The sequence below is a fragment of the Phyllobacterium sp. NPDC097923 genome (genome assembly GCF_044760925.1).
GTDB classification, from domain to species: Bacteria; Pseudomonadota; Alphaproteobacteria; order Rhizobiales; family Rhizobiaceae; genus Phyllobacterium; species Phyllobacterium calauticae.
Genome location: NZ_JBIWBL010000001.1, coordinates 409,317 through 430,242, shown reverse-complemented (window position 1 = coordinate 430,242; position 20,926 = coordinate 409,317). Strand labels below are relative to the sequence as shown.

The window sequence follows — 20,926 nt, the reverse complement described above, 5'->3', positions numbered from 1 at the left end:
TCTCACTCTTATGAGTTTGCCTGTGCGGGCATTGAAAGAATAACGGCTGACTTCACTGTTGGTCTCGAGCACCTTCAACTCATATTGGAGAATACCCCTCACGGGGCGCAACCGCGCGTCAATGATCTGGCCGTTGGTAAGGTGGCGGGCAATGGTTACAATGTCGTCTAGTGGGAGGGCTCTGTTGGCTTGGACGGCTCTTAAAGCGCCATTTGGTCCTTCAAATTTCTCGTCGGGTCGGTTGCCTCCAGGACCGTCGGTGTAAGATTGCTGATCGCTTTCGGAATCGTCCGAATCGGAGACGCCATCGCTCGAGTCCGATCCACCCGTAGAGCCACCGTCGCTCGAAGATCCATCCGAACCGCCGTCGTCGGAGATTTGGATAAAATGAACACCCTCTACGTCACTTGTCCATTCGTGTGCCTGCACCGCCTTGGGAAGGTGTAGTGCTAGGACAACGACCGCAAACCGCAGCAAGGCTCTCAAGGGCCGAAAACGCACTCGGATCCTCCTAAAACCATCTAAGCCCTTCAAGGGGATAGCTTAGATCAACGAAGCTGACAATTCGCTGACAACGCACTCACGCGTTTTTCAGGCATCATAAAGTATACCCACCACCGTCGAAGCAAAACAAGTGAATTGGCAACGAGGTCAAAATCCATGCAACCGAGCAGACATTAGACGATCGCACACGATGGTATGTCTCTTCGAGATTCGAGCAAAAACCTGGAGCTGCAACATGAGAGTGCTGTTTCGTTTTGTACCAGTCGTCATTTATGTGACTGCGCTATCCGGAATGTTTTTTACGATATTAGTTGCCTGGCCCGACATGCCTGCAGGACGTTTCAGATTTTCATACAGTATCGGGCAAACCGGCGGCCCTCATGTCAAAACAATAAACTGGTGACGGGTCTTCACCAGTCTTCGATATGCCCGACCGACACGAAATCCCAATACCCTAAATCGCAACGTCCCAACCCTCAGAACCGCACCGATTAAAGCCTCCAAGGTCACATATCTTCGACGTTTGATAGCACCAAAAGGAATACAAAATGCAGACGCTATTTCGCTTTATGCCAGCTGTCATCTATATGGTCGCTCTATTTGCAATCATTGCGTCGATATTGATCGTTCGGCCATCGCATGTCAGCAGACCGTTCAACTTACATTGCCAGTATGAAAAATACGCCGATTGCAAAATGGTGCGTTGAGATTGAATGCGCGGCGTAGAAGGCCCCTTCTTCATGGTGCATCCACCCCTACTGGGTAACCGGGCTGTCACCTCCACAGGTTTGTTCGAATCATTGTTTGAACGATGCTTAACACCCGACATGACCAGACGCTTTGCCGCTCCACAGGAGAAGCATACAGGGGTCTGTTCGGATGAACTTTTCAGCACAAAAGCAAACGCGCAGACCAAGCCCAACAGTGATCTGGACAAACCGAAGCAGCTCCAAAGCCGCATCCGAACCTGACAACGCTGCGCGTGCAACTTGCCCACGCCTGCCCAATACGCAAGAGGACAAGAATGAACTCGATCAGAAAAACGCGCCGCATAGCAATGATGTTGAGCAGCGCCCTTCTTTTGGCCATGACCGGATCAATCACCGTTCCTTTGTTTGAGAGCAGCCAGGCTATGGCTGCGTCATCTGCAAAGATTGACGCAGCCCAACTGCAACTCAATATGCGCCGCTCTCTTTCAACTATTCTTGTTGCTTACAAAAACGAACCCAAAAAAGGCTCGCGGGCGGATGCCATGCTTGTGAAAGCGACAAACCAAGCACTGCAGGCACTTGGGAGCCTTGAAAAAGGTATTGATGCCCGCGACCCCAAGAAAATGACGACTGCTACAAGCAGTCTCTCTGTTGCAGTTGGCCGCGTTGAAGCAATTTCGGATTCTGCCAGGATTGCCAATCCGACGGTGCGCGAAGGCGTCAGGGCTCTTTCCACGAACTGGGCCGCCTATGGGACGCGCTATGCGCTTATCGAACCAGTCAAATCAAAACCCGTGAAGGCAAGTTTCGAGCAGGTAAAAGAACTCAAGGCGCAGGTAGCTAAGCTTCGCTCACAGGTGAACAGGCTGCAAACCGAAACAAGGTCAAATACTCAGCTCGCAGCCAATATCAGAAGACTGTCGACCCAATTGGACCGGATCGAACAGGACCGTATTGATGAGGCAAACTATCAGCGAACCGTCTTTCTCCTCGGTTCGTTTATGGGCTGGATGGACGGCTATCGGGTCGTCACGACGACTTACTACCCGGCTTATACCCACTACTTCGTAGTGGAACGGGTTACCTATGAATATTGGGAGACCTGCTGGACCGACTATTACGAGCCCTATTACACCTATACAGACTGGAGCTACTACGATGATCCGTTTACGCCTACCGTCAACATTAACATCAATATCGACGCATCGACACAAGTGGTGGTCAACAACTACGCTGAACAGAACATCAGCGTCATGATTGACGAGAGTCATCAAACTGAAAATTATTTCGAGAACCTGCCAATTGCCGAAACTGATGTTGACATGAAGCAGGTGGACTACACGCCTTCCACACCGGCTTATGAATTGGAGAAAGAGATCACCAGATCCTCATTGGACTCTCCAAAAACGATACCGGCTCCGATTGAGACAGGCAGCCAGGTCAAGCCCAACGACAATACTGCCGATGAAACTTCAACGGGTGATTCAAATGCACGAGTGCCATCGGTCGCAGAAGAACCAGTAGCTGAGCCTATCGTCCCGGCTAGCGAACCGGGAGAACAAAATAGCAGCGTGCGGCCTGAACCATCCGTCCGCACCTCAGAAGAAGCTATAATCGTTGATCAGGATGAACAATCCCCATCCACGAAAAGAGAGCAGGTCATCGAGCCTTCCGACAATGATGACGCGAACGTGCAACCGCCTGATCGCGAGCCGGCGACAACCGCAGAAGCATCGCATGAAAGTGAAGATGAGCAGCCTGCTCAATGAGGCAGGAATATGTAAGTTTTGCCGCCTGATGAGCCGTTTTCCAGTGGTTGACCGGATTTGATTGAGATTAAGTTGTAATCAAATAAAAGGTCACGAAGTGTAACTAGCATTCCAACCACGTATGAACTATGAGTTCCGGCTAGAAGTGACTATTTCATTTATTGAGAGGATCGGATGGATCGCCTTGAGGCCATGTCGATGCTGCTGGAAGTTGTCGATCATGGTAGCTTCTCCGCTGCCGGGCGGGCGATGCGGGTATCGCTGCCAACGCTGAGCCGCCGGATTTCCGAACTGGAGGCCCTGCTTGGTGCGCGCCTGCTCACGCGCACGACCCGCAAAATCACACTCACGGATGCCGGCGCTGTTTACGTCGCTGCCACACGAGAGATTCTCAATAAGGTGAAACAGGCGGAGCGCGAAGTCGCTGGCGAGTTCGTCGAGCCGATCGGCGAATTGGTCGTAACAGCTCCCACGATGTTCGGGCGCCTTCATGTCTTACCGATCATTACTCAGTTTCTGGAACGTTACTCCGGAATTCATGTGCGGTTGGTGCTGATCGACACCAATCTGGCGCTCGTCGAGGAGAATGTAGATGTGGCGATCCGGATCGGCCAGCTTCCAGACAGCGCCATGACCAGTAGCCGTGTGGGATCGGTCCGGACCGTTCTGTGCGGCAGTCCCCGTTTGTTTGTAGACAAGGGTGAACCGCGCACACTGGATGATATCGCCCACTTTCCCTCAATTACGGTAAACATGCCCATTCCAGTTGCGCAGTGGCGCTTTGGTGTTCCCGGCTCGCTGGACGCACGCATTCCACCATTGTCGTCTCGCCTGACGGTAACAACGCCGGAGGCGGCAGCGGCGGCAGCGATCCAGGGAGCCGGGCTTACACAACTCCTGCATTATCAAGTGGCCGATGCTGTAAGAGCCGGAACGCTGCGGATCGTTCTTGAGGAGATGGAACCGGCCCCGTCACCGATCCATCTGCTCCATACATCAAGGGCCCCGCTGCCGCTCAAACTTCGCCGTTTCCTGGACTTTGCCGCGCCGCGGCTTCGCAGCGACCTCGCGGCTCTGTCATAGCTCCAAGCTCATCGTGAACCGTCGAGTGGTCGCGATACTTCCATTTAATGAAATAATATCTTGTCGATTTGCGTAGTTCCGCACGCCTGACGCAGCAGTTAGACGTGCTGTCGACAGGCAATGGTGCTGTGAGTTCTTTGTAACCTCGCAGACCCCCGCCCGTATTACGAAGGAGGCAGAATAGTGGCTACAGCAGAGTTTTCACAAGACCACACGACTTCCATGCAAGGAGATACCAAAGAAGCCGCGCCCGGCACAACTATTGTGCTGGTGCACGGGGCGTTTGTGGATGGTTCGGGTTGGCGAGCGGTGCACGATAGACTGACCCGCGACGGTTATCGCGTCGCGGTTGTGCAGAACGCCATCCGATCACTTGAGGATGATGTTGCCAATACGCGGCGTGCGATCGCGGCAGCACCTGGCAACGTGATCCTCGTTGGCCATTCCTACGGTGGCGTCATCATCTCAGAAGCGGGCAATGACCCGAAGGTCGTTGCCCTGGTGTATGTCGCTGCCTTCATCGCCGATGCGGGAGAGTCGGTCCAGACGTTGACGGCCAATCATGCGCCGGGCGGATCGAAACCACCCTTCCTGCCGACCGGGGATGGCTATCTCCTGTTTGATGCCTCCAAATTCTCTCAAGTCTTCGGCCAGGATATTCCTCCCGAAACGAGCAGCTTTATGGCAGCGGCGCTTAAGCCTTGGGCCATCGCATCGATGGCGGGCAAGGTTACTGCCGCCGCGTGGCGCGTGAAACCCAGCTGGTATGTGGTCGCCACAGACGACAGGCTTGTCCACCCCAGTCTTCAACGCAGGATGGCGGAGTCGGCCGGCGCGCGCGTCGTTGAAGTGGGCGGCAGCCATGCGATCTACATGACCCAACCCGAAACCATCGCCATGACGATTGTGCAGGCGGCAAAAGCCACAGCGAGTTCTAGCCTAGAGGCTTACCCGCCGCACAGATAGAGCGATGCAGTGATTGCCGCATCCGGTTACAAATAAGGACTACTTCACATGTTGACGCTTTATTACTTTCCCCATGCCTGCTCGATGGCTTCCCACGTCGCACTGGAGGAGGCGGGTGCCGCCTTTGAGTTAAAGAAGGTAAACATCCTGACGGGCGAACAGTTCAAACCTGAGTACCAGGAGATCAACCCGCGGGCAAAGGTGCCGGCACTTCGCTTCGACGATGGTCAGGTTCTGTTGGAATCCACTGCCATTCTCGGCTGGATCGGGAGTGCATTTCCCGATCAAGCGCTCCTCGGCAGAGATCCGTTTGAACGGGCGCAGACAATTGCGACCTGTGCCTGGCTCTCCGGCACCGTCCATCCCACGTTCACGAAGTTTTACCATCCCGAACAGGTGGTTTCGGACCCGAGCCTGTTTGCAGCCGTAAAGGCGAAAAGCAAGGAGAACTATTGGGACCACCTCCAGGAAATGGATCGCATCATGGAAGGTCGTACATGGATGATGGGTAGTCATTTCACTGTCGCTGATCCATACGCCCTGGTGTTCTTCTCATGGGGACGCGATCTTGGGCTGCCGATCAGCGACCTAACCAATCTCATGGCCCTGAAAGACCGTCTGATTGAGCGGCCGGCAGCTCGTCGGGTGCTTGAGAAGGAGAAGAGCGTCCTACTGTCCTTGTGAGCGGTTGGCTGATGCCAAGTTGATCACCACGACCAACTACGTAGATCTCTTAGGTGATTACCAAAAAAATATGGCACCTATTGCAAATCGAAAAAAGCTGGTGATAGCCCTCCGGCTGGATCATTGACAGGCTAGCTCCGAGTACACATGAAACCTAGCGGAATGCGAAAGTACCGAGCACATTATTGAGGAATCGCTACATGCAGCCCTTCCAGATCAGTATTGCCGACGAACAGATCCAGGATCTAAAAACACGGCTGCGCCAAACGCGCTGGCCCGGCTCGATATTTCAGGGCGGGGACGAGGATGGGGTGAGCCTCGCACTCGTTCAAAAACTTGCAACACATTGGTCGGACACGTTTGATTGGCGTGCGAGGGAAGCGCAATTGAACGAGTTGCCCCAATTCACCGTTGATATCGATGGGCAAAACATTCATTTCATTTATAAAAAGGGCGTGGGACCGAATGCGCGGCCCCTTATATTGACACACGGTTGGCCGGGGTCGTTCGTAGAGTTCGAAAGAGTAATTCCACTGTTGACGGACCCGGGCTCACACGGAGGTGACCCGTGCGATGCATTTGACGTTGTGGTGCCCTCGCTCCCTGGCTTCGGCTTCTCAGCAGCGCCAAAGCAACCTGGATTTAATGCTCGACGGGTTGCCGGACTTTGGCAGAAGCTGATGCTTCAACTTGGCTATGAACAATATTTTGCACAGGGTGGCGACATAGGAGCGGGAGTATCGGCCTGGCTTGGTGCTCTCTATCCGGGCTCCGTCGAAGGGATTCACTTAAATTACATTCCCGGAAGTTTTCGACCGCCATTGGGGGCGGATTATCCGGCCATTACAAGCGAGGAACAGCAGTTCTTGGACCGGGCAACAAAGTTCGCGAGTCTGGAGGGGGCTTATTCCCTGCTGCAGGCGACCAAACCGCAAACGCTCTCGTTCTCCTTGTCGGATAGCCCGGTCGGTTTACTGGGCTGGATAGCCGAAAAGTTCGCAAGCTGGTCTGACTGTGACGGCGACCTGGAGACGGTGATATCTGCAGATGCATTGCTGACGAATGTATCAATCTACTGGTTTGGAAACACCATCGACTCGTCCCTTCGAATGTACAAGGAAAATCGGCTGCAGCCTTTTTCGTTTCCGGATGTTTCAAAAGTAAGCGTGCCGATGTCGTTCGCACATTTCCCGAAGGAACTGCCAACTCCACCGCGTTCATGGGTCGAGCGCGTATTCGATGTGCGGCGATGGACAAATATGGCGAAGGGCGGCCATTTCGCCGCGCTTGAACAACCCGAGCTCTTAGTCCGTGATATTCAGGATTCATTCCGCGTGTCTGACACGCCAATATCCAACCGTCTGAGATGATTGCAGAATATAACTGGTTATGATGGGATCCTCGGTTCGGTTCAGGGAAGCGGCTTCAAGACTGCGCCAGACGCTTCCTAATTACCTTCCGCACACGCCACCAATAAGTCTGCTCCGCAACGTCGCTGCGATACCACGCGCGCTCATGACGGGCGAACGCTTCACGTTCCGGGTCGGCGGAGCTGGCAATAATATCACCTGCCATGCTGTCGATCTCAGCTTCTGGTATCATTCTCGGCTTAATAGCGTCTATCCAAACGACCCATAGGATGAGGCCAATGAAAGTCACAACCTGACCGCCGCAGAAGATCAGCAGAAACAAAGCTATACCTTGGAAAATCATATCCAACATTTGCCGTCCTCCGATACATGACAGTATGTAGAATATAGTCAACAGACTGAAAGCGGAAGCATTTTTGTGGACTATAATCCGTTGGACTATTGTCTACAGCATGATCAATCCGCAGAATGGAAAACGTTCGCGGAATTCTGGCGCGCAATGTCAGGCTTGGCAGACAGCAGCTGCATCTTTCTCAGGAAGAGCTCGCAGCCCAAGCAAATATTGACCGCACCTATATCTCAGGCATCGAGCGGGAAACGCGAAATCCAACCATTACGATCGTCGCCAAGATCGCGGAAGTTCTTGGAACCACGGCGGCAGCGCTGCTTACCAATCAATCAAAAACAACAGAACGATAACCTTGCAGGACATAATTCTCGCCCCCGCACAGCCACCTGCCAGCACATAAGGCAGCGCCAATGCTGGCATCGGCGGCCAAGCAAGCCGCCTCGGAGGCCGTCCGCGCTGGCTACTTCGTCAGCTTCTCGACCTGCGTGCTGATGATGGCAATGAACAATTCGGGATCGCCAAAAGCCCGCGCGGAGAGCATGGCCCCATGAACCGAGGCCATCAGCATCTGGGCCTCCTCCTCGGGCCGCCCGTTCAACCGGAACAGGTCCTGCTGCGCTCCGGCGCTCAGCACCGACGCAAGCCATGCCGCGAGGCTTTGGAAATGCGCACGGACACGGGATGCGACCTCATCGGGCAGCATCGGTATCTCGCCAGCCAGCATCGCGCAGACGCAGAAGGGCTGCGAGGCATCGCGAATGCATGTGTCCCAGTACTTCAGGTAGAACTGCAACTGTTCGGCAGGGCTCGCGACTTGCGCGCGGAGCGCTTGCAAACCGGTCTCGGCCTGCTGCCTGTAACGGTCCACCAGCGCCGCGACCAGTTCCGCCTTCGTCGGAAAGTGATGGTGGATGCTCGCCTTTCGGATGCCGATCGCAGCCGCGATATCGGCATAGCTGAACCCGTTATAGCCTCCCGCGACGATGAGAGACTGCGCGATATCAAGAATTTTTTCTGAAGTCGAAGTCATTGATTTCATAGCGCTGCCTACCTTCTGGTAGGCTGAATGTCAAGATTGTGCATCGCTCCCGCTTTTCACAATGAGGTGTTCGAGCACCGGATTGACTCACAAGCTTTACCTTCCTACTGGTAGGTAGATAGCAACAAGGAATCTACCGATGCAAAGCCAATCTTCAACCCCGTCCAGCTGGTTGCGAACCTATTATTTCGCACGCGCCATTTTCTCCGTCGCATGGGTTGCCGCCGCCATTCTCTTCAGTGCGCAACCCGCTCTCGCCGTGGTTCTGCTGGTCATCTACCCGGCATGGGACGCCCTCGCCAATCTGGTTGATGCAAGGGTCAATGGCGGGCTCAAAGCCAACCCGTCCCAAGCATTGAATGTCGCGGTCAGCACGATAACGACGATTGCCGTCATCGCAGCGTTGAGCAGCAGCATGTATACCGTTCTTGCGGTGTTTGGCGTCTGGGCGATCTTTTCAGGTCTGCTGCAGCTGAACACAGGGATAAAACGCTGGCGTCACTACGGCGCGCAATGGCCGATGATCCTGAGTGGCGGGCAATCGGCCCTCGCCGGTGGCTTCATGATCAGCCGATCCATCGGCACTGTTGCGCCGACCATACTCGACATTGCTCCCTATGCGGCGTTCGGCGCATTCTACTTCCTGCTTTCCGCAATCTGGCTTGCCGTCACGGCCAATCGCAAGGCAGTTGCCTAGGCGTTATCGCTCCCTAATCGCGGTCCGGCGCGGTGGTGAATACTGCCCGTTGGGCTGAGAAGGCGCGCTGGTAGGCGGGGCGCGCTTCGCCGCGCGCGACATAGGCGGCAAGGCTCGGATATTCCGCCAGTATCCCCGACGCCCGCAGCCGGATGAGCACGTGCACCATCATCAGGTCCCCGGCGCTGAACGCGCCGTCGAGCCACTCGGCATCACCCAGCCGGGTGGAAAGTTCGCCGAGCCGATCCCGGATGCGGTTGTCGACGAGAGGCATGCGCTCCGCGCGCCAGTTCCTGTCCCCCTCCGCAAACAGGGCGACCTGACGCTCGAGGATGGGCGGTTCCACCGTGGCGACAGCAGCAAACATCCAGGCGATGGCGCGCGCCCGCGCATTGGCATCATCCGGCAGGAGGCCGGGGTGGCGCTCGGCGATATGCAAGACGATGGCTCCGGATTCGAACAAAGCGAGCCCGTCTTCCTCATAGGTCGGAATCTGCCCGAACGGCTGCAGCGCCAGATGCGCGGGCTCCTTCATCGCCCTGAATGAAACAAGTCTGGTGGTATAGGGCTGGCCGACTTCTTCCAGCGCCCAGCGCACGCGCATGTCGCGCGCCAGGCCCTGTCCCTTGTCGGGGGAGCGTTCAAAGGCGGTAATGGTGATCGTCATGGCGGTTCTCCATCGCTTCTCCGTCCTGAAGACGATTGGCTATGCGGGATTCCGACACTGCTTGCTTGCGATAATCTTCGCCCTTGGGGAAGCGTCATCCTTGACCCGCAGGTCCATATAAGCCTCCGGCCAGCCGATATCGTCAAGAATATGGTCGGGAAGCTCGTTGATATGCCGGTGCGTGCGGGCCTTGCGCCAGCGCCGCGCAAGAGGGCCGGACAGGCGCTTCATCCCGGTGATGACATGTGAAATCAAATCGGCCATTTCAGCCTCCATCCTTCTGGTTTCCCGGTTGGTGCGGCCGTTGTCTCCCCCCGGAAAGGGGGAGATCCCGTTGCCACGGAAATCGCGGGCGCCGGTCAGGACCAATGCGCGCGCAATTCACGGTTGAATGCTTCCGGCCGCTCCTCTGGGAAGAACAGCCGGGCACCCTCGAACTCGACGACGCGGCGCGTACCGGGAATGCGCCCGGCCAGCCAATGGGCCCATTTCCGGTCGAAATAGACGTCATCGGTCGCCCAGACGATCAGGGTCGGCACATCCAGCATGCGCAGTTTCGGCTCGATGGCGACGGTCTGGCTGTTGTCAAAGGCGGCAACGAAACGCTCAAGCCCGCGGATGCGATCAGGCGCGGAGAAATAGGGCTTGAGATAGATGTCGATCGTCGTGTCGCTGACGCTTGTCGTGTCCTCGTAGCAGGGGCCGAGCGCGCCAGGCGAACGGAAGATGTCTTTGTTGTCCAGCATCGCCGCCAGCGTATCGCGCAGGCCGCCTGACGCGCACAGGTCGACAAAGCCCTGGAACGCCTGCGGCGGCCAGTTGTCATGGGTGTCGCAGTCCGTCAGGGTAAGGCTGCGGACACGGCCTGGATGGTTGACGGCAAAGATCTGGCACACCGCGCCGCCGCCGTCATTGCCGACGAGATCGACCGCATCGATGCCAAGCGCATCGAGAAACTCCGCCAGCATTGCCGCCTGCGCGGCGGTGGACAGGTCCTGCGTCGCGGACGCCTCCGTCGCACCGTGGGCGAGCGTGTCGATGGCAATGCAGCGGCGGATATCCGACAGGCCCGCCAGCTGATGCCGCCAGAGATGGTTGTTGACGAGAATGCCATGGACGAAAAGCGCAACGGGGCCCGTGCCAGCCTCGGCATAATGGATACGCCCGGAGGGCGTATCCACGTGCTTGCGGGCAGCCTGAAACTGCTGCACGGTCATGACGGCTTCCTCGGGGCGGCTTCCCGCAGCTTGCCGGCGCATTCCTCACAGCAGACTTCCACGGTCTGGTCGCCGATCTTGACTTCGATGACGGTCGCATCCAGCGCGTCATCGCAGACGGCACAGGTTTTCTGGCTCATGATCTCAACTCCTTTTACCCGCCTATCGGGCAGGTGCAGGAGACCATTGCGGGCTTTTCGCTGCTATCGAGATCTTTAGCTGTTTCCGGGGTGCGCCGACCGGAGAAAGGCGCTTGGCGAACGGCCATAGGCCTGTTTGAACGCCGCGGTGAAATGGCTGTGGCTGGAAAAGCCGAGATCAAGTGCCAGTGCCGTCAGATCATCGCAGCGCGGCAGCAGATCGAGCGCGCGGGCAAGGCGCAGGCGCAGGTGATAGCGGTAAAGCGGCATGCCTTCGACCTGCTGGAACACCTGGGTGAGATAGACGGGTGAGCCGCCGATCTCCCGGGCAATGTCCGCCAGGGTCCAGCGGCGGGAGAGATCGCCCGCCAGCAGCAGTTTGACCCTGTCGGCCAGACGGCTGCGGGCAAAGCTGGCGCGCGGCACGTGTGAGGTGCGCGGACCAAGGCTGCGGCACACCAGCGTCAGCAACAGGCTTTCGGCTTCCAGCGGTTCGATGCTGGCGTTTTCCAGATGGTGCCGGAGGAGTGCCACCAGCGCCTGCGCGCGGGGGTCGATGCGCTGATGCTGGCCGCGAAACCCGGACACACCGCCCTTTTTCAGCAGGGACGGCGGCGCCAGCTCCTGCAAAACCGTTTCGGGCAGCGCCATGGACAGGCTCAAGTCACCGCCGTCAACGGGGTGGCTGACCTGATAGCCCTCGCCCGCATTGAAGAACAGCACGTGGTTGGCATCGGCCACCGCCTGCCCGCTGCCGACATGCCTGACATAGACACCGCGATAGGGGAAAACGAGGTGGGTGGCGGATGTGCATTCCTCAGCGCTGCGATGCCGGCAATGGCCGTGGCAGCGGACATTCTTCAGCGATACGACATCCGTATCGAGAAGATCGCTGACTTCAAATTCAGGCATTCCGGCCGTATTGCAAGGCTCGTTCATCGAAAGTCCAATTTCCCGCGCTGCTGTTTCAGCCTACAACAGGGCTCCTGACATCCTGATGTCAGGAGCTTTGAACAGACAATTCATCGGCAAATGATTGCTCGCCAATCGCCAAACAAGCCCTTATAAGGGGGCGCAGTGCGGTTTGTTGGGGATAAAGTTCCGCGTGCCTCGATATTGCCATGTTAGACAATAGCCTCGCGCGCAATGGAAGCGTGACGTACGGGACCTGATGACGCGATCAAACGCAAAAAGCAGAATCGAACAGGCAATCGACGATAATTTTGGCGCCATCCGCCAGATATCGCGCATTGTCCGCTTTTCGCTTTTCACCCATGCGCGCTTCCTTTCGGCCATTCTGGTCGCCGGGATTGCCTCTGCCGCCATGTTTGCGGGCGTCCTCACCGTCATGAACCGGCGCCCGCCCGTGGCCATCGCCGCCATTGCCGCACCGCTGCGCACGCGGCCCGAAGCCGCGCCGAAGGGCGACCGCCTCCCCCCGCCCGCCATCGTGCAGGCGATACCGGTGGCCAAGGTGCTGGAAAGCCAGGCGGACGGTTCGACGGAAAAATTCGCCTATCATCAGGTCAAGATCGGCGCGAACAAGCAGGCGCAGACGCGGACCGGCCCGGGCCACGCCGCCGCACTCGCCCAGCGGTTTCCGCCCGCCAGCACCGATCCGTTCCAGTCCATTTTGACGGAGAAATCCACGAAAACCAAAACCACGGCCATGCCCGTGGCATTGGCGAGTTTGGGCGAAGAACGCATTCTCGTGCGCGGAACGCCGATCAATGTCAGCACGGCCAAGGTGCAGCCAGCCCCCGCTGTCGAGCAGGTGGTTGCCCTGCCCACGCAGGGCGGAGACATCGGCGGTCTCCTGGCCGCAGCCAACATGACCAGCGAGGACCGGGCGGCGCTGCAAACGGCACTGACGGCAAGCAGCAGCGCGTCGCCCGAGCGGATCGAGCTTCTCCTGGAAAAGGCGCCGCGCAAGGATGCGCCGGAGCGACTGCTGATGGCGCGGCTTTTTCGGCATGACAGCCCGCCATCCGATCTGGCGCGCGACGATGGCGGCATCCTGCGGCGTGTCAGCAACCCGCGGCAGTTCGAACGCCTCGCCCATGATGCCCACATGGCAAGCGCCGATGTGACCAGCCCCGATACGCGCAGGGACGACCGGGCGCAGGCGGCCGAAAAGGAATTTCCCGCTGCCATGCAGCAGCTGGAAAAGCTGAATGTTCCGGCCCACATGGCGGGACAAATTCTGCAGCTTGCCAAGGAAAACGGCATCAAGCTGACTGATGCGGCTCTGCTCGACCAATCCGTCGAACTGGTGTTCCGCACCAATGAACAGGGCGAATCCGAACCTGTTGCCGTGACCTTCAACACGAAGGACAAGACCAAGCGGTTTTACCATTACCGCGCAGCGCCCGGCAACAAGGCGGAATTCTTCGACGAGGACGGCCAGTCGGCCTCCAAGACCCTGATGAAAAACCCGGTTCCGAACGGGCGGCTCGGCGATGGCTTTGCCTGGCGCACGCACCCGATCCTGAAAGTGCGCAAGCACCACAACGGCGTCGACTACGCTGCGCCCTTCGGCTCGCCCATTCTCGCGGCGGGCGATGGCGAGGTGGTGCTGATCTCATCGGAATCCGGCTATGGCAAATATGTCCGCATCAAGCATGATGGCGGGTTCTTCACCACCTATTCGCATATTTCGCGAACCCCGCCATCGCTGAAAGTCGGCCAGCGTGTCAGCCAGGGGCAGGTGATTGCCTATATCGGCTCGACCGGCCTCTCCACGGGCCCGCATCTCTACTACGAACTGCGCATCGGCGATAAATATTACGACCCGACCGCAACACCGTTACCTGCCGGAACCGATCTTGAAGGCGCGCGATTGACGGATTTCCGCAAGCAGATCAGCCACGTGGAAAACATCGAGAACTATATCGGCGCCCGTATCGCCACCGCATTTGCCCCGCCGGACGATGGCCGGGTGCACACGGCCATCCATTAGATTTTTCGCAGGACCAATCGGCGAAGGCCGATCAGTGACTGCCCGCTTCGCTGTCAAGATGCGCCATCTGCGCGGCGGCATAGCGTTCTCCTGCCGCAGCGCCTTTCGGCACAGCCTGCTCGATGCGCTCCAGATCATCCCCGGACAAGGTCAGATCCAGCGCGCCCAGTGCTTCGCTCAGGCGATCCCGGCGGCGGGCACCAACAACGGGAATGATGTCATCGCCCTGTGCAGCGACCCAGGCAATGGCAATCTGCGCAACGGTGACACCCCTGGCTTCGGCAATTCCCTGCAGGGCATCGACCAGACGCAGGTTCTTGTCGACATTCTCACCTTGAAAGCGTGGGCTGTGGGCGCGGAAATCGGCAGGACCAGCCGCATCCTTGCGCCAATGGCCACTGATCAGACCACGTGACAGCACGCCATAGGCGGTGATGCCGATGCCCAGTTCCCGGCAGGTGGCGAGAATACGGTCCTCGATACCGCGCGAAATCAGCGAATATTCGATCTGCAGATCGGCAATCGGATGGACGGCGGCAGCGCGGCGGATGGTTTCGGGACCAACCTCCGACAGGCCGATATGCCTGACAAACCCGGCCTTCACCATGTCCGCGATGGCACCGACCGTCTCCTCGATCGGCACATTTGGATCAAGACGCGCCGGGCGATAGATATCGATGTAGTCGACACCCAGCCTTTGCAAGGAATAGGCGAGCGAGGTCTTCACCGCCGCGGGCCGTCCGTCAAAGCCGATCCAGCCGCCAGCAGGGTCGCGCTGCGCCCCGAACTTGACGCTGAGGATCGCCTGATCGCGCTTTGCGCCCTTGAGCGCTTCGCTGATCAGCAGCTCATTGTGGCCCATGCCGTAGAAATCGCCGGTATCGAGCAGGTTGATGCCTGCTTCCAGCGCCGCGTGAATGGTCGCGATACTCTCGGCACGGTCAGCGGGACCGTATATGCCGGACATGCCCATGCAGCCCAGACCCAATGCCGAGACCTGCGGACCGGTTGCACCCAATGGACGAATTTGCATCTTGTCGAACTCCTTTTGCCGCCGCACTTCCTGCGGCAGGTTGGCTCTTTATAAACCAGTGGCATTTGTGCGATAATCCGCCATACTATGTACGGGCTGTACGGAAAACCGAACAATGAACGATCCCAATCTCAGCGATCTCGATGCGCTTGTGTCCGTGGCGCGAGCCCGCAGCTTCCGCGGCGCCGCCAAGCTGCGCGGTGTCTCGGCCTCGTCGCTCAGCGATGCCATCCGCCGGCTGGAAGAGCGTGTCGGCGTGCGCCTGCTCAATCGTACCACCCGCAGCGTTACGCCCACGGAGGCAGGCACACGCCTGCTCGAACGGCTGACGCCGGCACTGGGCGAGATCACCGGCGCGCTCGACGCGCTCAACAGTTTTCGCGATAGCCCGACGGGAACGCTGAAGCTGAACGTTCCCACCATCGTCGCCCACAGCATCCTGCCGCCGATTGTCAACCGGTTCCTCGCGGCACATCCGGGGATCAGGCTGGAAGTGACCACCAACGACACCTTCATCGACGTGCTGGCAGCTGGTTTCGACGCGGGTATCCGCTATGATGAAAGCATCGAGCAGGACATGATCGCCGTGCCCATCGGCCCGCGCACCCAGCGTTTCATCTGCGTTGCAACACCGGCCTATCTTGAAAAGTACGGCGAACCGCATCACCCGAAGGACCTGCTGCAGCATGCCTGCATACGCCACCGCTTTGCCAGCGGCACCATTGCGCCGTGGGAGTTCGAGCGGAATGGCGAACTGGTGAAGGTCAACCCGACGGGACCGTTGATCGCCTCCACCATGGATCTGGAACTCGGCGCGGCGCTGGCAGGTCTCGGCATCATCAGTACATTCGAGGAATTTTTGACGGAGGGCCTCGAAAGCGGCGCCTTCCGGCCCGTCCTCGCCGAATGGTGGCAGAGTTTTTCAGGCCCCTTCCTCTACTATCCGAGCCGCAGGCTCATGCCGGCTCCGCTGCGCGCATTCGTGGATTTCATCAAATCCGGCGCCGCGAAGCCTTGAACGGGGGATGCCTATTCGTCCTCTTCGTCGTCATCATCGGACTCGATCACATCCCAGATGAAGGCGTTCAAACGCTCTTCGATGCTTTTTCTGGAAGCACCGGCTTTTTCCATCTCGCGCTTGATCTTGACGAACTGCGCCTTGTCTTCGGGCGAGAGGTATTTTGCAGCGTTTTCGAGTGATGACATGGAACTGGACATACGCGGCTCATACCTTTTCGGGCGCGACAATGGAAGGATCATATCACGCCCGGAGCCAGTCCACCCTTAAGAAGTTCAGGCAATATGCTGCTCGCGGCCGTGCTCTGCCTTGTCACCGCCCGCCGGGTCAGCCAAGAGCAGCGGTGGATTGCCGTCACCAAGCGGCATGTGGCTGAGGATATGGATCCGGTTTTGCGCATCGCGACGGATGGAATAGACCAGTTCCCCATCAAGCCCGCTGTTCATCCGCCTGCCTGCAAGCCGGAACCGCAGCGTCAGCGCCACCAGCCCCAGCACGAAGGCGGGCGGAACGATCAGCCACAGCACCTTCAGCCAATCGGAGAGCGATTGGTACGTGTCAAAAAAATCCTGCCAGAAATTGTAGGTATCCACGGAGCGCTCGAAATCATTGGTACTGAAAAGGCAATAATATCCTATAATGGGATAATCCGAAAGTGGGATTAATGACGATGCTCCAGTTTTTGGTTGGAGCACATGACAAAGTCCCTTCATTCAGAGCCTTATGCCGATTTCTTGGCCGTTCTTGTCGCCGCTCGACGGGCGAAGGGATTTACCCAACAGGCCGTTGCAGACCGGTTGCAAAAGCCGCAATCCTATGTAGCGAAGATTGAAGGCGGCGAGCGCCGTCTCGACATCATTGAATTTATCGCACTTGCGCGCGCGTTGGAAATCGACCCATCGGCAATGTTCGCCGACACGCTGCGTGCAATCGATAACACCATTTAATACGAGTTTAAATCGAAGTTGGGCGATGCTTGGCATCCCGGCTCTGCGTGGTTCGACAAGCTCACCATGAGGGAGGTGAGTTGGTGACAAGGCCAATCGGAACCGTTGTAGAAGATGGCTCCCTGCAATCCTCACCCTCCCTCATGGTGAGCTTGTCGAACCACGCAGGCTCAGCTTGCAGCGTGCAAAACCATCTCCGGCGCCAAGCCCACCAGCTGCGTGTAACGCGCCGGATCCGTCGCTCCCTCGGTGTTGACAATGAACACGCGCGAACCGGCATCAAGATGGATAGCTTTGCGCAACTCATGATCTTCAGCAACAGCGAGCAGGCCAGCCAAACCGGCGCCGCCGCTTTCCCCCGCAACGACGGCCATGTCCTTTCCCAGCGGCCGGGCCAGGCGGTTCATCGCCGCGACGGCCCCGTCCTCTTCAACCGTTATGAATGCATCGGCAGCGCGGGAGAGGATACGCCAGGCCACGGGTGACGGTTCGTAGCATTCGAGCATTGCCATGACAGTGGCTTCACCGTGGGCGATCTTGACGACCTCGCCCGCCTGCGCGCTGGCAAAAATGCAGGCGGCGCGGGCCGGTTCGACCACGATGAAGGCCGGACGTTCTTTTCCAAGAACAAGCGACAGATATGCTGCGAGTGCCGCGGCAACGCCGCCCACACCGGCCTGCACGAAGACATGGGTTGGCGTTTGCGGCAGTACACGCAAGGCTTCGCGGATGATGGCCGTGTAGCCCTGCATCACCAGCCCGGGAATGCGTTCATAATCCGGCCAGGAAGTATCGGACACGACGGTCCAGCCATTGGCTGCGCATACCCGCGCCGACTCCCGGATGGAATCGTCATAGGTGCCGTCGACACGGATCATCTCGGCGCCGTAGCGGGCAATGGCCGCCACCCGTTCATCGCTCACCCCCGCATGCACGAAGATTGCCGACTGCGCACCCACAAGCCGGGCCCCCGCCGCGACGGACTTGCCGTGATTGCCATCGGTCGCGCAGCCGAAGGTCATGCCGCGGGCGATGGCGCGAACGGGCGGCGTGTGGAGTTCCGCAATATCCACGGCGCGTTGCAATTGCCGTTCCGCTTCCTCGAGCACGAGCCGGATCACGGCATAGGAGCCGCCCAGCGCCTTGAAGCTGCCGAGACCGAGGCGCGCGCCCTCATCCTTGACGTGGAGCGCGGCAATGCCGAGACCGGCGGCCAGCGCGGGCAGTGCATGCAGCGGCGTCGGCGCGTGATTGTCCCGATGGGACAGATACCGCTCCACTTCCGCCGCCGCGTCGACACCAAGGGTCTCCGCGTCCCGCGGGTCGAGCGGCTCATTGTGGGTGGGATGCCGGTTAAGGATCAACATTGCTCTTTCACTCCTGCCGTTTGCGCATTTATAGTGCGCTTGAAGCGAGAAAAGCGCTCTTATTTGGCTTGGCTTGCGCAAGTTTGTTGCATGAAGGAGGTGTTCCATGGCCAAACCACTGCTGACCGCGCCAGCCGAGCTCGACCATTTCGATCTTGCGATCCTCGACATCCTGCAGAAGGACAATACAACGCCGCAACGGGTCATCGGCGAAGCGGTCAACCTTTCCGCTCCAGCGGTGCAGCGCCGGATGAAGCGCATGGAGGAAAGCGGCGTCATTCAGGCCAATGTTGCCGTCCTCGACCCCGCCAGGCTCGGGCAGCCGATCACGATCCTTGTTGAAGTGGAGGTGGAAAGCGAGCGCATCGATCTGATCGATGCGGCGAAAAAGAGCTTTGCCGCGGCACCGGAGGTGCAGCAATGCTACTATGTCACCGGTGAGGCCGATTTCATGCTTGTGATCGTCGTTGCCAGCATGGCCGCCTATGAAGGCCTGACACGGCGGCTGTTCTTTGCCAACCACAATGTCAAACGCTTCCGTACGGTTGTGGTGATGGACCGCGTCAAGGCGAGTCTCGCCATCCCGCTGACCTGATCTTCATCCCGGTTTTCGAGGCCGGCGCGCGCGACCGCGCGCCGGATTAATGCTGTTTGCCCGTTCTGGATCAAACTTGACGGGCAGCGCCATGTCTCAGCCGTGCCAACAGGTTGAGCCAAGGCATCCCATGGAAAATGCTCATCAGCACATACATGAGGGTCATGCCGCTGAAGGGCGATGCATTCTGCATCGCCGAGCAGATCATGTCAGCGTCGCCGGAGAGGGCTGTGACGAGCGCCATGACAGCGAATGTCGGTGCCGCGGCGAGACGCAGCCAGCCGGCAAGGCCGGGATCGGAAGCGCTGCCGGAATCCGGGCGGAACATCGACGTTCAACCCTGACCGTATTTATCGTGATGGCGCCACCAGACACCGTTCTCATTGCGGCCAAGCGGTGCACGGTCCAGCCATTGATACATACCCCAGATGCCGTCGAGGCCGCGCGCATAGCTGGAATAAGTGTGGTAGACGACGCCCTTATCGAGCACGAAAGCGCTCAGCCCCGGCCGGTCACGGGTGAAGGTGGCCGCATCGGTACCGGTCATGGCCGCAATTTTATCAATTGGCGCTTCCTCACCGCGCGGCTGCAATTCCGGAGCCGCTTTGCCCGTCGGCGGCAGGGGCATCCGTGTCTCCCGGCGGAAATTGTATTCTATACCGCCGTTGCGCTGCTGCTCCTCGGTGAACCAGACGCTGAAATCCTGATTGAAGTCACTGTTGAACGACGAAGCCCATGGGAAACTCCAGCCCATGCGCTGCTTGAAACCCTGCAGTTTTGCCAGCGGCGCACGCGATATCGCCGAGAAGGCGACGTCGTGATTTTCCAGATGGACGGTGATGCCGTTGAATCCATCAGCAATCGCCGAGCAGGACGGGCAGCCGGCTGTATAGTCGGGTCCGAACATGAAGTGGTAGACGAGAAGCTGCGAGCGGCCCTTGAACAGATCCGCCAGCGAGGCGCTTCCCGCATCCGTATCGAACCGGTATTCCTTGTCGATGCGAACCCAGGGCAGTTCCTGGCGCCGCTGTGTCAGCGCGTCGCTGCGCCGCGTCAGATCCTTCTCGTCCTTGAGCAGATCGATCCGCGCAGCCAGCCATTCTTCGCGCGTTCCAGTTATATGAGATGTCATCATTCTTCTCCTTCGATTGTCGGTTGCCTGTCGTCCGTCATTGCCGGTGCGACATGTTGCTTACCGGCCCTGAGTTTAGGGCCGGATACCGAAAGCATGGGAGTTACAATTGTGACGGGATTTCCTTGCGCATGTCCCTTGCATGGTCACGCACCGCATGGTGTGCCATCGCAATTGTCCGCGAACCTCAGGAACTGAGCGGTTTGTCCGGTCCCGGGTCGCCGCCGGCTGCCGCCACCACCAGCCTGCGCAGGTAGTGGTTCCAGCCCTTTTCGTGGTTGACGCGTTCCGTCTCGTCCGGCAGCCCGCTATGGGTGAAGCGCACCAGCGTGCCTCCCTCCTTCTCGATGAGGTCGATCTCGACCAGGCTCGAACCCGGCGGCACGTTTTCATGCCCTTCCCAGCCGAAACTGTAGGCGAGGCGGTGGACAGGAATCACCTCGGTGAACTGACCGCGAACCGTGTGCGCGTCGTTGATGCTCAGGAGATAAATCCCGCCGGGATGCGGCTCGATTGTCGCTTTCGTCCCCATCCAGCGCAGGATCTTGTCCGGATCGGTGAGGAAGGCGAAGACCGTCGCCTGCGGGGCGGCAATCTCGATTTCATTGCGAAGCGTCTCGGTCATCGGCGATCTCCTCCCAACAGGACGCACACTCACTTCGGCATCGCGCAATGTAAGC

General features: G+C 58.4%; 25 protein-coding genes. 11 read left to right on the top strand and 14 right to left on the bottom strand.

What is annotated here, in order from left to right:
• The first annotated feature begins 1,528 nt into the window (after positions 1-1,528).
• The 5 genes from ACIQWS_RS02170 to ACIQWS_RS02150 all read left to right on the top strand — a co-directional run bounded on the left by ACIQWS_RS02170 (position 1,529) and on the right by ACIQWS_RS02150 (position 7,086).
• Positions 1,529-2,983 carry a hypothetical protein gene (locus ACIQWS_RS02170; protein WP_403169786.1) on the top strand — a complete coding sequence of 485 codons (1,455 nt, stop codon included), beginning with the start codon at positions 1,529-1,531 and terminating at the stop codon, positions 2,981-2,983.
• Between the two features lie 174 nt (positions 2,984-3,157).
• Entirely contained in the window at positions 3,158-4,066 is a 909-nt protein-coding gene (locus ACIQWS_RS02165) for a LysR family transcriptional regulator (protein ID WP_403169783.1), read from the top strand.
• 222 nt (positions 4,067-4,288) lie between these two features.
• On the top strand, positions 4,289-5,032 hold the full coding sequence (locus ACIQWS_RS02160; RefSeq protein WP_403177373.1) for an alpha/beta fold hydrolase: 744 nt from the start codon (positions 4,289-4,291) through the stop codon (positions 5,030-5,032).
• A gap of 48 nt (positions 5,033-5,080) precedes the next feature.
• Positions 5,081-5,716, top strand: coding sequence for a glutathione S-transferase family protein (locus ACIQWS_RS02155; RefSeq protein ID WP_403169781.1), 636 nt, complete (start codon positions 5,081-5,083; stop codon positions 5,714-5,716).
• A 200-nt stretch (positions 5,717-5,916) separates the two neighbouring features.
• Entirely contained in the window at positions 5,917-7,086 is a 1,170-nt protein-coding gene (locus ACIQWS_RS02150; RefSeq protein ID WP_403169778.1) for an epoxide hydrolase family protein, read from the top strand.
• 55 nt (positions 7,087-7,141) lie between these two features.
• On the opposite strand, the gene ACIQWS_RS02145 is transcribed toward ACIQWS_RS02150, so the two are convergent.
• Positions 7,142-7,438 (bottom strand): hypothetical protein, encoded by a 297-nt coding sequence (locus tag ACIQWS_RS02145; protein ID WP_403169775.1) that lies wholly within the window; start codon positions 7,436-7,438, stop codon positions 7,142-7,144.
• A 116-nt stretch (positions 7,439-7,554) separates the two neighbouring features.
• Here ACIQWS_RS02145 and ACIQWS_RS02140 point away from each other — a divergent pair, with 116 nt between their 5' ends.
• Positions 7,555-7,785, top strand: a complete 231-nt coding sequence (locus ACIQWS_RS02140) for a helix-turn-helix domain-containing protein (RefSeq protein ID WP_403169772.1) — start codon at positions 7,555-7,557, stop codon at positions 7,783-7,785.
• Positions 7,786-7,895: 110 nt separating this feature from the next.
• On the opposite strand, the gene ACIQWS_RS02135 is transcribed toward ACIQWS_RS02140, so the two are convergent.
• Positions 7,896-8,474, bottom strand: a complete 579-nt coding sequence (locus ACIQWS_RS02135) for a TetR/AcrR family transcriptional regulator (protein ID WP_403169769.1) — start codon at positions 8,472-8,474, stop codon at positions 7,896-7,898.
• Between the two features lie 139 nt (positions 8,475-8,613).
• On the opposite strand from ACIQWS_RS02135, the gene ACIQWS_RS02130 reads away from it, so the two are divergent.
• Entirely contained in the window at positions 8,614-9,171 is a 558-nt protein-coding gene (locus ACIQWS_RS02130) for a DUF308 domain-containing protein (RefSeq protein WP_403169767.1), read from the top strand.
• A 13-nt stretch (positions 9,172-9,184) separates the two neighbouring features.
• Here ACIQWS_RS02130 and ACIQWS_RS02125 read toward each other — a convergent pair whose 3' ends face one another.
• From ACIQWS_RS02125 to ACIQWS_RS02105, 5 genes are all read right to left on the bottom strand, one after another.
• Positions 9,185-9,838 (bottom strand): glutathione S-transferase family protein, encoded by a 654-nt coding sequence (locus ACIQWS_RS02125; protein WP_403169765.1) that lies wholly within the window; start codon positions 9,836-9,838, stop codon positions 9,185-9,187.
• Positions 9,839-9,877: 39 nt separating this feature from the next.
• The gene (locus tag ACIQWS_RS02120) at positions 9,878-10,102 is read right to left on the bottom strand and encodes a DUF1127 domain-containing protein (protein WP_403169762.1); all 225 of its coding nucleotides are present in this window, start codon (positions 10,100-10,102) and stop codon (positions 9,878-9,880) included.
• Between the two features lie 95 nt (positions 10,103-10,197).
• A complete protein-coding gene (locus ACIQWS_RS02115; protein WP_403169759.1) occupies positions 10,198-11,055 on the bottom strand; it encodes an alpha/beta fold hydrolase in 858 nt (285 codons plus the stop codon).
• Entirely contained in the window at positions 11,052-11,195 is a 144-nt protein-coding gene (locus ACIQWS_RS02110; RefSeq protein ID WP_204351110.1) for a hypothetical protein, read from the bottom strand. The genes ACIQWS_RS02115 and ACIQWS_RS02110 overlap by 4 nt, the downstream gene beginning before the upstream one ends.
• 75 nt (positions 11,196-11,270) lie before the next feature.
• A complete protein-coding gene (locus ACIQWS_RS02105; protein WP_403169756.1) occupies positions 11,271-12,107 on the bottom strand; it encodes a helix-turn-helix domain-containing protein in 837 nt (278 codons plus the stop codon).
• A gap of 259 nt (positions 12,108-12,366) precedes the next feature.
• Between ACIQWS_RS02105 and ACIQWS_RS02100 the strand changes: the two genes are divergently transcribed.
• Positions 12,367-14,154: a M23 family metallopeptidase gene (locus tag ACIQWS_RS02100; RefSeq protein ID WP_403169753.1), complete on the top strand. Its 1,788-nt coding sequence runs from the start codon at positions 12,367-12,369 to the stop codon at positions 14,152-14,154.
• A 31-nt stretch (positions 14,155-14,185) separates the two neighbouring features.
• Here ACIQWS_RS02100 and ACIQWS_RS02095 read toward each other — a convergent pair whose 3' ends face one another.
• Positions 14,186-15,187, bottom strand: coding sequence for an aldo/keto reductase (locus ACIQWS_RS02095; RefSeq protein ID WP_403169750.1), 1,002 nt, complete (start codon positions 15,185-15,187; stop codon positions 14,186-14,188).
• Positions 15,188-15,302: 115 nt separating this feature from the next.
• Here ACIQWS_RS02095 and ACIQWS_RS02090 point away from each other — a divergent pair, with 115 nt between their 5' ends.
• Complete coding sequence (locus tag ACIQWS_RS02090) at positions 15,303-16,205, top strand: LysR family transcriptional regulator (RefSeq protein ID WP_403169748.1); 903 nt, start codon at positions 15,303-15,305, stop codon at positions 16,203-16,205.
• A gap of 11 nt (positions 16,206-16,216) precedes the next feature.
• Here ACIQWS_RS02090 and ACIQWS_RS02085 read toward each other — a convergent pair whose 3' ends face one another.
• Both ACIQWS_RS02085 and ACIQWS_RS02080 read right to left on the bottom strand, forming a co-directional pair.
• Positions 16,217-16,405: a hypothetical protein gene (locus tag ACIQWS_RS02085; protein WP_403169745.1), complete on the bottom strand. Its 189-nt coding sequence runs from the start codon at positions 16,403-16,405 to the stop codon at positions 16,217-16,219.
• 75 nt (positions 16,406-16,480) lie between these two features.
• Entirely contained in the window at positions 16,481-16,798 is a 318-nt protein-coding gene (locus tag ACIQWS_RS02080) for a hypothetical protein (RefSeq protein ID WP_403169742.1), read from the bottom strand.
• A 102-nt stretch (positions 16,799-16,900) separates the two neighbouring features.
• Between ACIQWS_RS02080 and ACIQWS_RS02075 the strand changes: the two genes are divergently transcribed.
• Positions 16,901-17,152, top strand: a complete 252-nt coding sequence (locus tag ACIQWS_RS02075; protein WP_403169739.1) for a helix-turn-helix domain-containing protein — start codon at positions 16,901-16,903, stop codon at positions 17,150-17,152.
• 170 nt (positions 17,153-17,322) lie between these two features.
• Here the strand turns inward: ACIQWS_RS02075 and ACIQWS_RS02070 are convergent, their stop codons facing one another.
• Complete coding sequence (locus ACIQWS_RS02070) at positions 17,323-18,519, bottom strand: diaminopropionate ammonia-lyase (RefSeq protein ID WP_403169736.1); 1,197 nt, start codon at positions 18,517-18,519, stop codon at positions 17,323-17,325.
• 106 nt (positions 18,520-18,625) lie between these two features.
• On the opposite strand from ACIQWS_RS02070, the gene ACIQWS_RS02065 reads away from it, so the two are divergent.
• A complete protein-coding gene (locus ACIQWS_RS02065; protein WP_403169734.1) occupies positions 18,626-19,114 on the top strand; it encodes an Lrp/AsnC family transcriptional regulator in 489 nt (162 codons plus the stop codon).
• Between the two features lie 70 nt (positions 19,115-19,184).
• Here ACIQWS_RS02065 and ACIQWS_RS02060 read toward each other — a convergent pair whose 3' ends face one another.
• From ACIQWS_RS02060 to ACIQWS_RS02050, 3 genes are all read right to left on the bottom strand, one after another.
• Positions 19,185-19,442: a hypothetical protein gene (locus ACIQWS_RS02060; RefSeq protein WP_346306663.1), complete on the bottom strand. Its 258-nt coding sequence runs from the start codon at positions 19,440-19,442 to the stop codon at positions 19,185-19,187.
• A 6-nt stretch (positions 19,443-19,448) separates the two neighbouring features.
• On the bottom strand, positions 19,449-20,246 hold the full coding sequence (locus tag ACIQWS_RS02055) for a DUF899 domain-containing protein (protein ID WP_403169731.1): 798 nt from the start codon (positions 20,244-20,246) through the stop codon (positions 19,449-19,451).
• 187 nt (positions 20,247-20,433) lie between these two features.
• On the bottom strand, positions 20,434-20,871 hold the full coding sequence (locus ACIQWS_RS02050; RefSeq protein ID WP_403169728.1) for an SRPBCC domain-containing protein: 438 nt from the start codon (positions 20,869-20,871) through the stop codon (positions 20,434-20,436).
• Positions 20,872-20,926 lie beyond the last annotated feature (55 nt).

Bases quoted from the DNA above. Each gene is read 5' to 3' on its own strand.
- ACIQWS_RS02050 (WP_403169728.1), bottom strand. From the start codon at position 20,871: ATGACCGAGACGCTTCGCAATGAAATCGAGATTGCCGCCCCGCAGGCG.
- ACIQWS_RS02150 (WP_403169778.1), top strand. From the start codon at position 5,917: ATGCAGCCCTTCCAGATCAGTATTGCCGACGAACAGATCCAGGATCTA.
- ACIQWS_RS02095 (WP_403169750.1), bottom strand. From the start codon at position 15,187: ATGCAAATTCGTCCATTGGGTGCAACCGGTCCGCAGGTCTCGGCATTG.
- ACIQWS_RS02085 (WP_403169745.1), bottom strand. From the start codon at position 16,405: ATGTCCAGTTCCATGTCATCACTCGAAAACGCTGCAAAATACCTCTCG.
- ACIQWS_RS02115 (WP_403169759.1), bottom strand. From the start codon at position 11,055: ATGACCGTGCAGCAGTTTCAGGCTGCCCGCAAGCACGTGGATACGCCC.
- ACIQWS_RS02120 (WP_403169762.1), bottom strand. From the start codon at position 10,102: ATGGCCGATTTGATTTCACATGTCATCACCGGGATGAAGCGCCTGTCC.
- ACIQWS_RS02100 (WP_403169753.1), top strand. From the start codon at position 12,367: ATGACGCGATCAAACGCAAAAAGCAGAATCGAACAGGCAATCGACGAT.
- ACIQWS_RS02065 (WP_403169734.1), top strand. From the start codon at position 18,626: ATGGCCAAACCACTGCTGACCGCGCCAGCCGAGCTCGACCATTTCGAT.
- ACIQWS_RS02055 (WP_403169731.1), bottom strand. From the start codon at position 20,246: ATGACATCTCATATAACTGGAACGCGCGAAGAATGGCTGGCTGCGCGG.
- ACIQWS_RS02165 (WP_403169783.1), top strand. From the start codon at position 3,158: ATGGATCGCCTTGAGGCCATGTCGATGCTGCTGGAAGTTGTCGATCAT.
- ACIQWS_RS02075 (WP_403169739.1), top strand. From the start codon at position 16,901: ATGACAAAGTCCCTTCATTCAGAGCCTTATGCCGATTTCTTGGCCGTT.
- ACIQWS_RS02110 (WP_204351110.1), bottom strand. From the start codon at position 11,195: ATGAGCCAGAAAACCTGTGCCGTCTGCGATGACGCGCTGGATGCGACC.
- ACIQWS_RS02135 (WP_403169769.1), bottom strand. From the start codon at position 8,474: ATGAAATCAATGACTTCGACTTCAGAAAAAATTCTTGATATCGCGCAG.
- ACIQWS_RS02125 (WP_403169765.1), bottom strand. From the start codon at position 9,838: ATGACGATCACCATTACCGCCTTTGAACGCTCCCCCGACAAGGGACAG.
- ACIQWS_RS02160 (WP_403177373.1), top strand. From the start codon at position 4,289: ATGCAAGGAGATACCAAAGAAGCCGCGCCCGGCACAACTATTGTGCTG.
- ACIQWS_RS02140 (WP_403169772.1), top strand. From the start codon at position 7,555: ATGGAAAACGTTCGCGGAATTCTGGCGCGCAATGTCAGGCTTGGCAGA.
- ACIQWS_RS02105 (WP_403169756.1), bottom strand. From the start codon at position 12,107: ATGCCTGAATTTGAAGTCAGCGATCTTCTCGATACGGATGTCGTATCG.
- ACIQWS_RS02170 (WP_403169786.1), top strand. From the start codon at position 1,529: ATGAACTCGATCAGAAAAACGCGCCGCATAGCAATGATGTTGAGCAGC.
- ACIQWS_RS02090 (WP_403169748.1), top strand. From the start codon at position 15,303: ATGAACGATCCCAATCTCAGCGATCTCGATGCGCTTGTGTCCGTGGCG.
- ACIQWS_RS02130 (WP_403169767.1), top strand. From the start codon at position 8,614: ATGCAAAGCCAATCTTCAACCCCGTCCAGCTGGTTGCGAACCTATTAT.
- ACIQWS_RS02070 (WP_403169736.1), bottom strand. From the start codon at position 18,519: ATGTTGATCCTTAACCGGCATCCCACCCACAATGAGCCGCTCGACCCG.
- ACIQWS_RS02060 (WP_346306663.1), bottom strand. From the start codon at position 19,442: ATGTTCCGCCCGGATTCCGGCAGCGCTTCCGATCCCGGCCTTGCCGGC.
- ACIQWS_RS02145 (WP_403169775.1), bottom strand. From the start codon at position 7,438: ATGTTGGATATGATTTTCCAAGGTATAGCTTTGTTTCTGCTGATCTTC.
- ACIQWS_RS02155 (WP_403169781.1), top strand. From the start codon at position 5,081: ATGTTGACGCTTTATTACTTTCCCCATGCCTGCTCGATGGCTTCCCAC.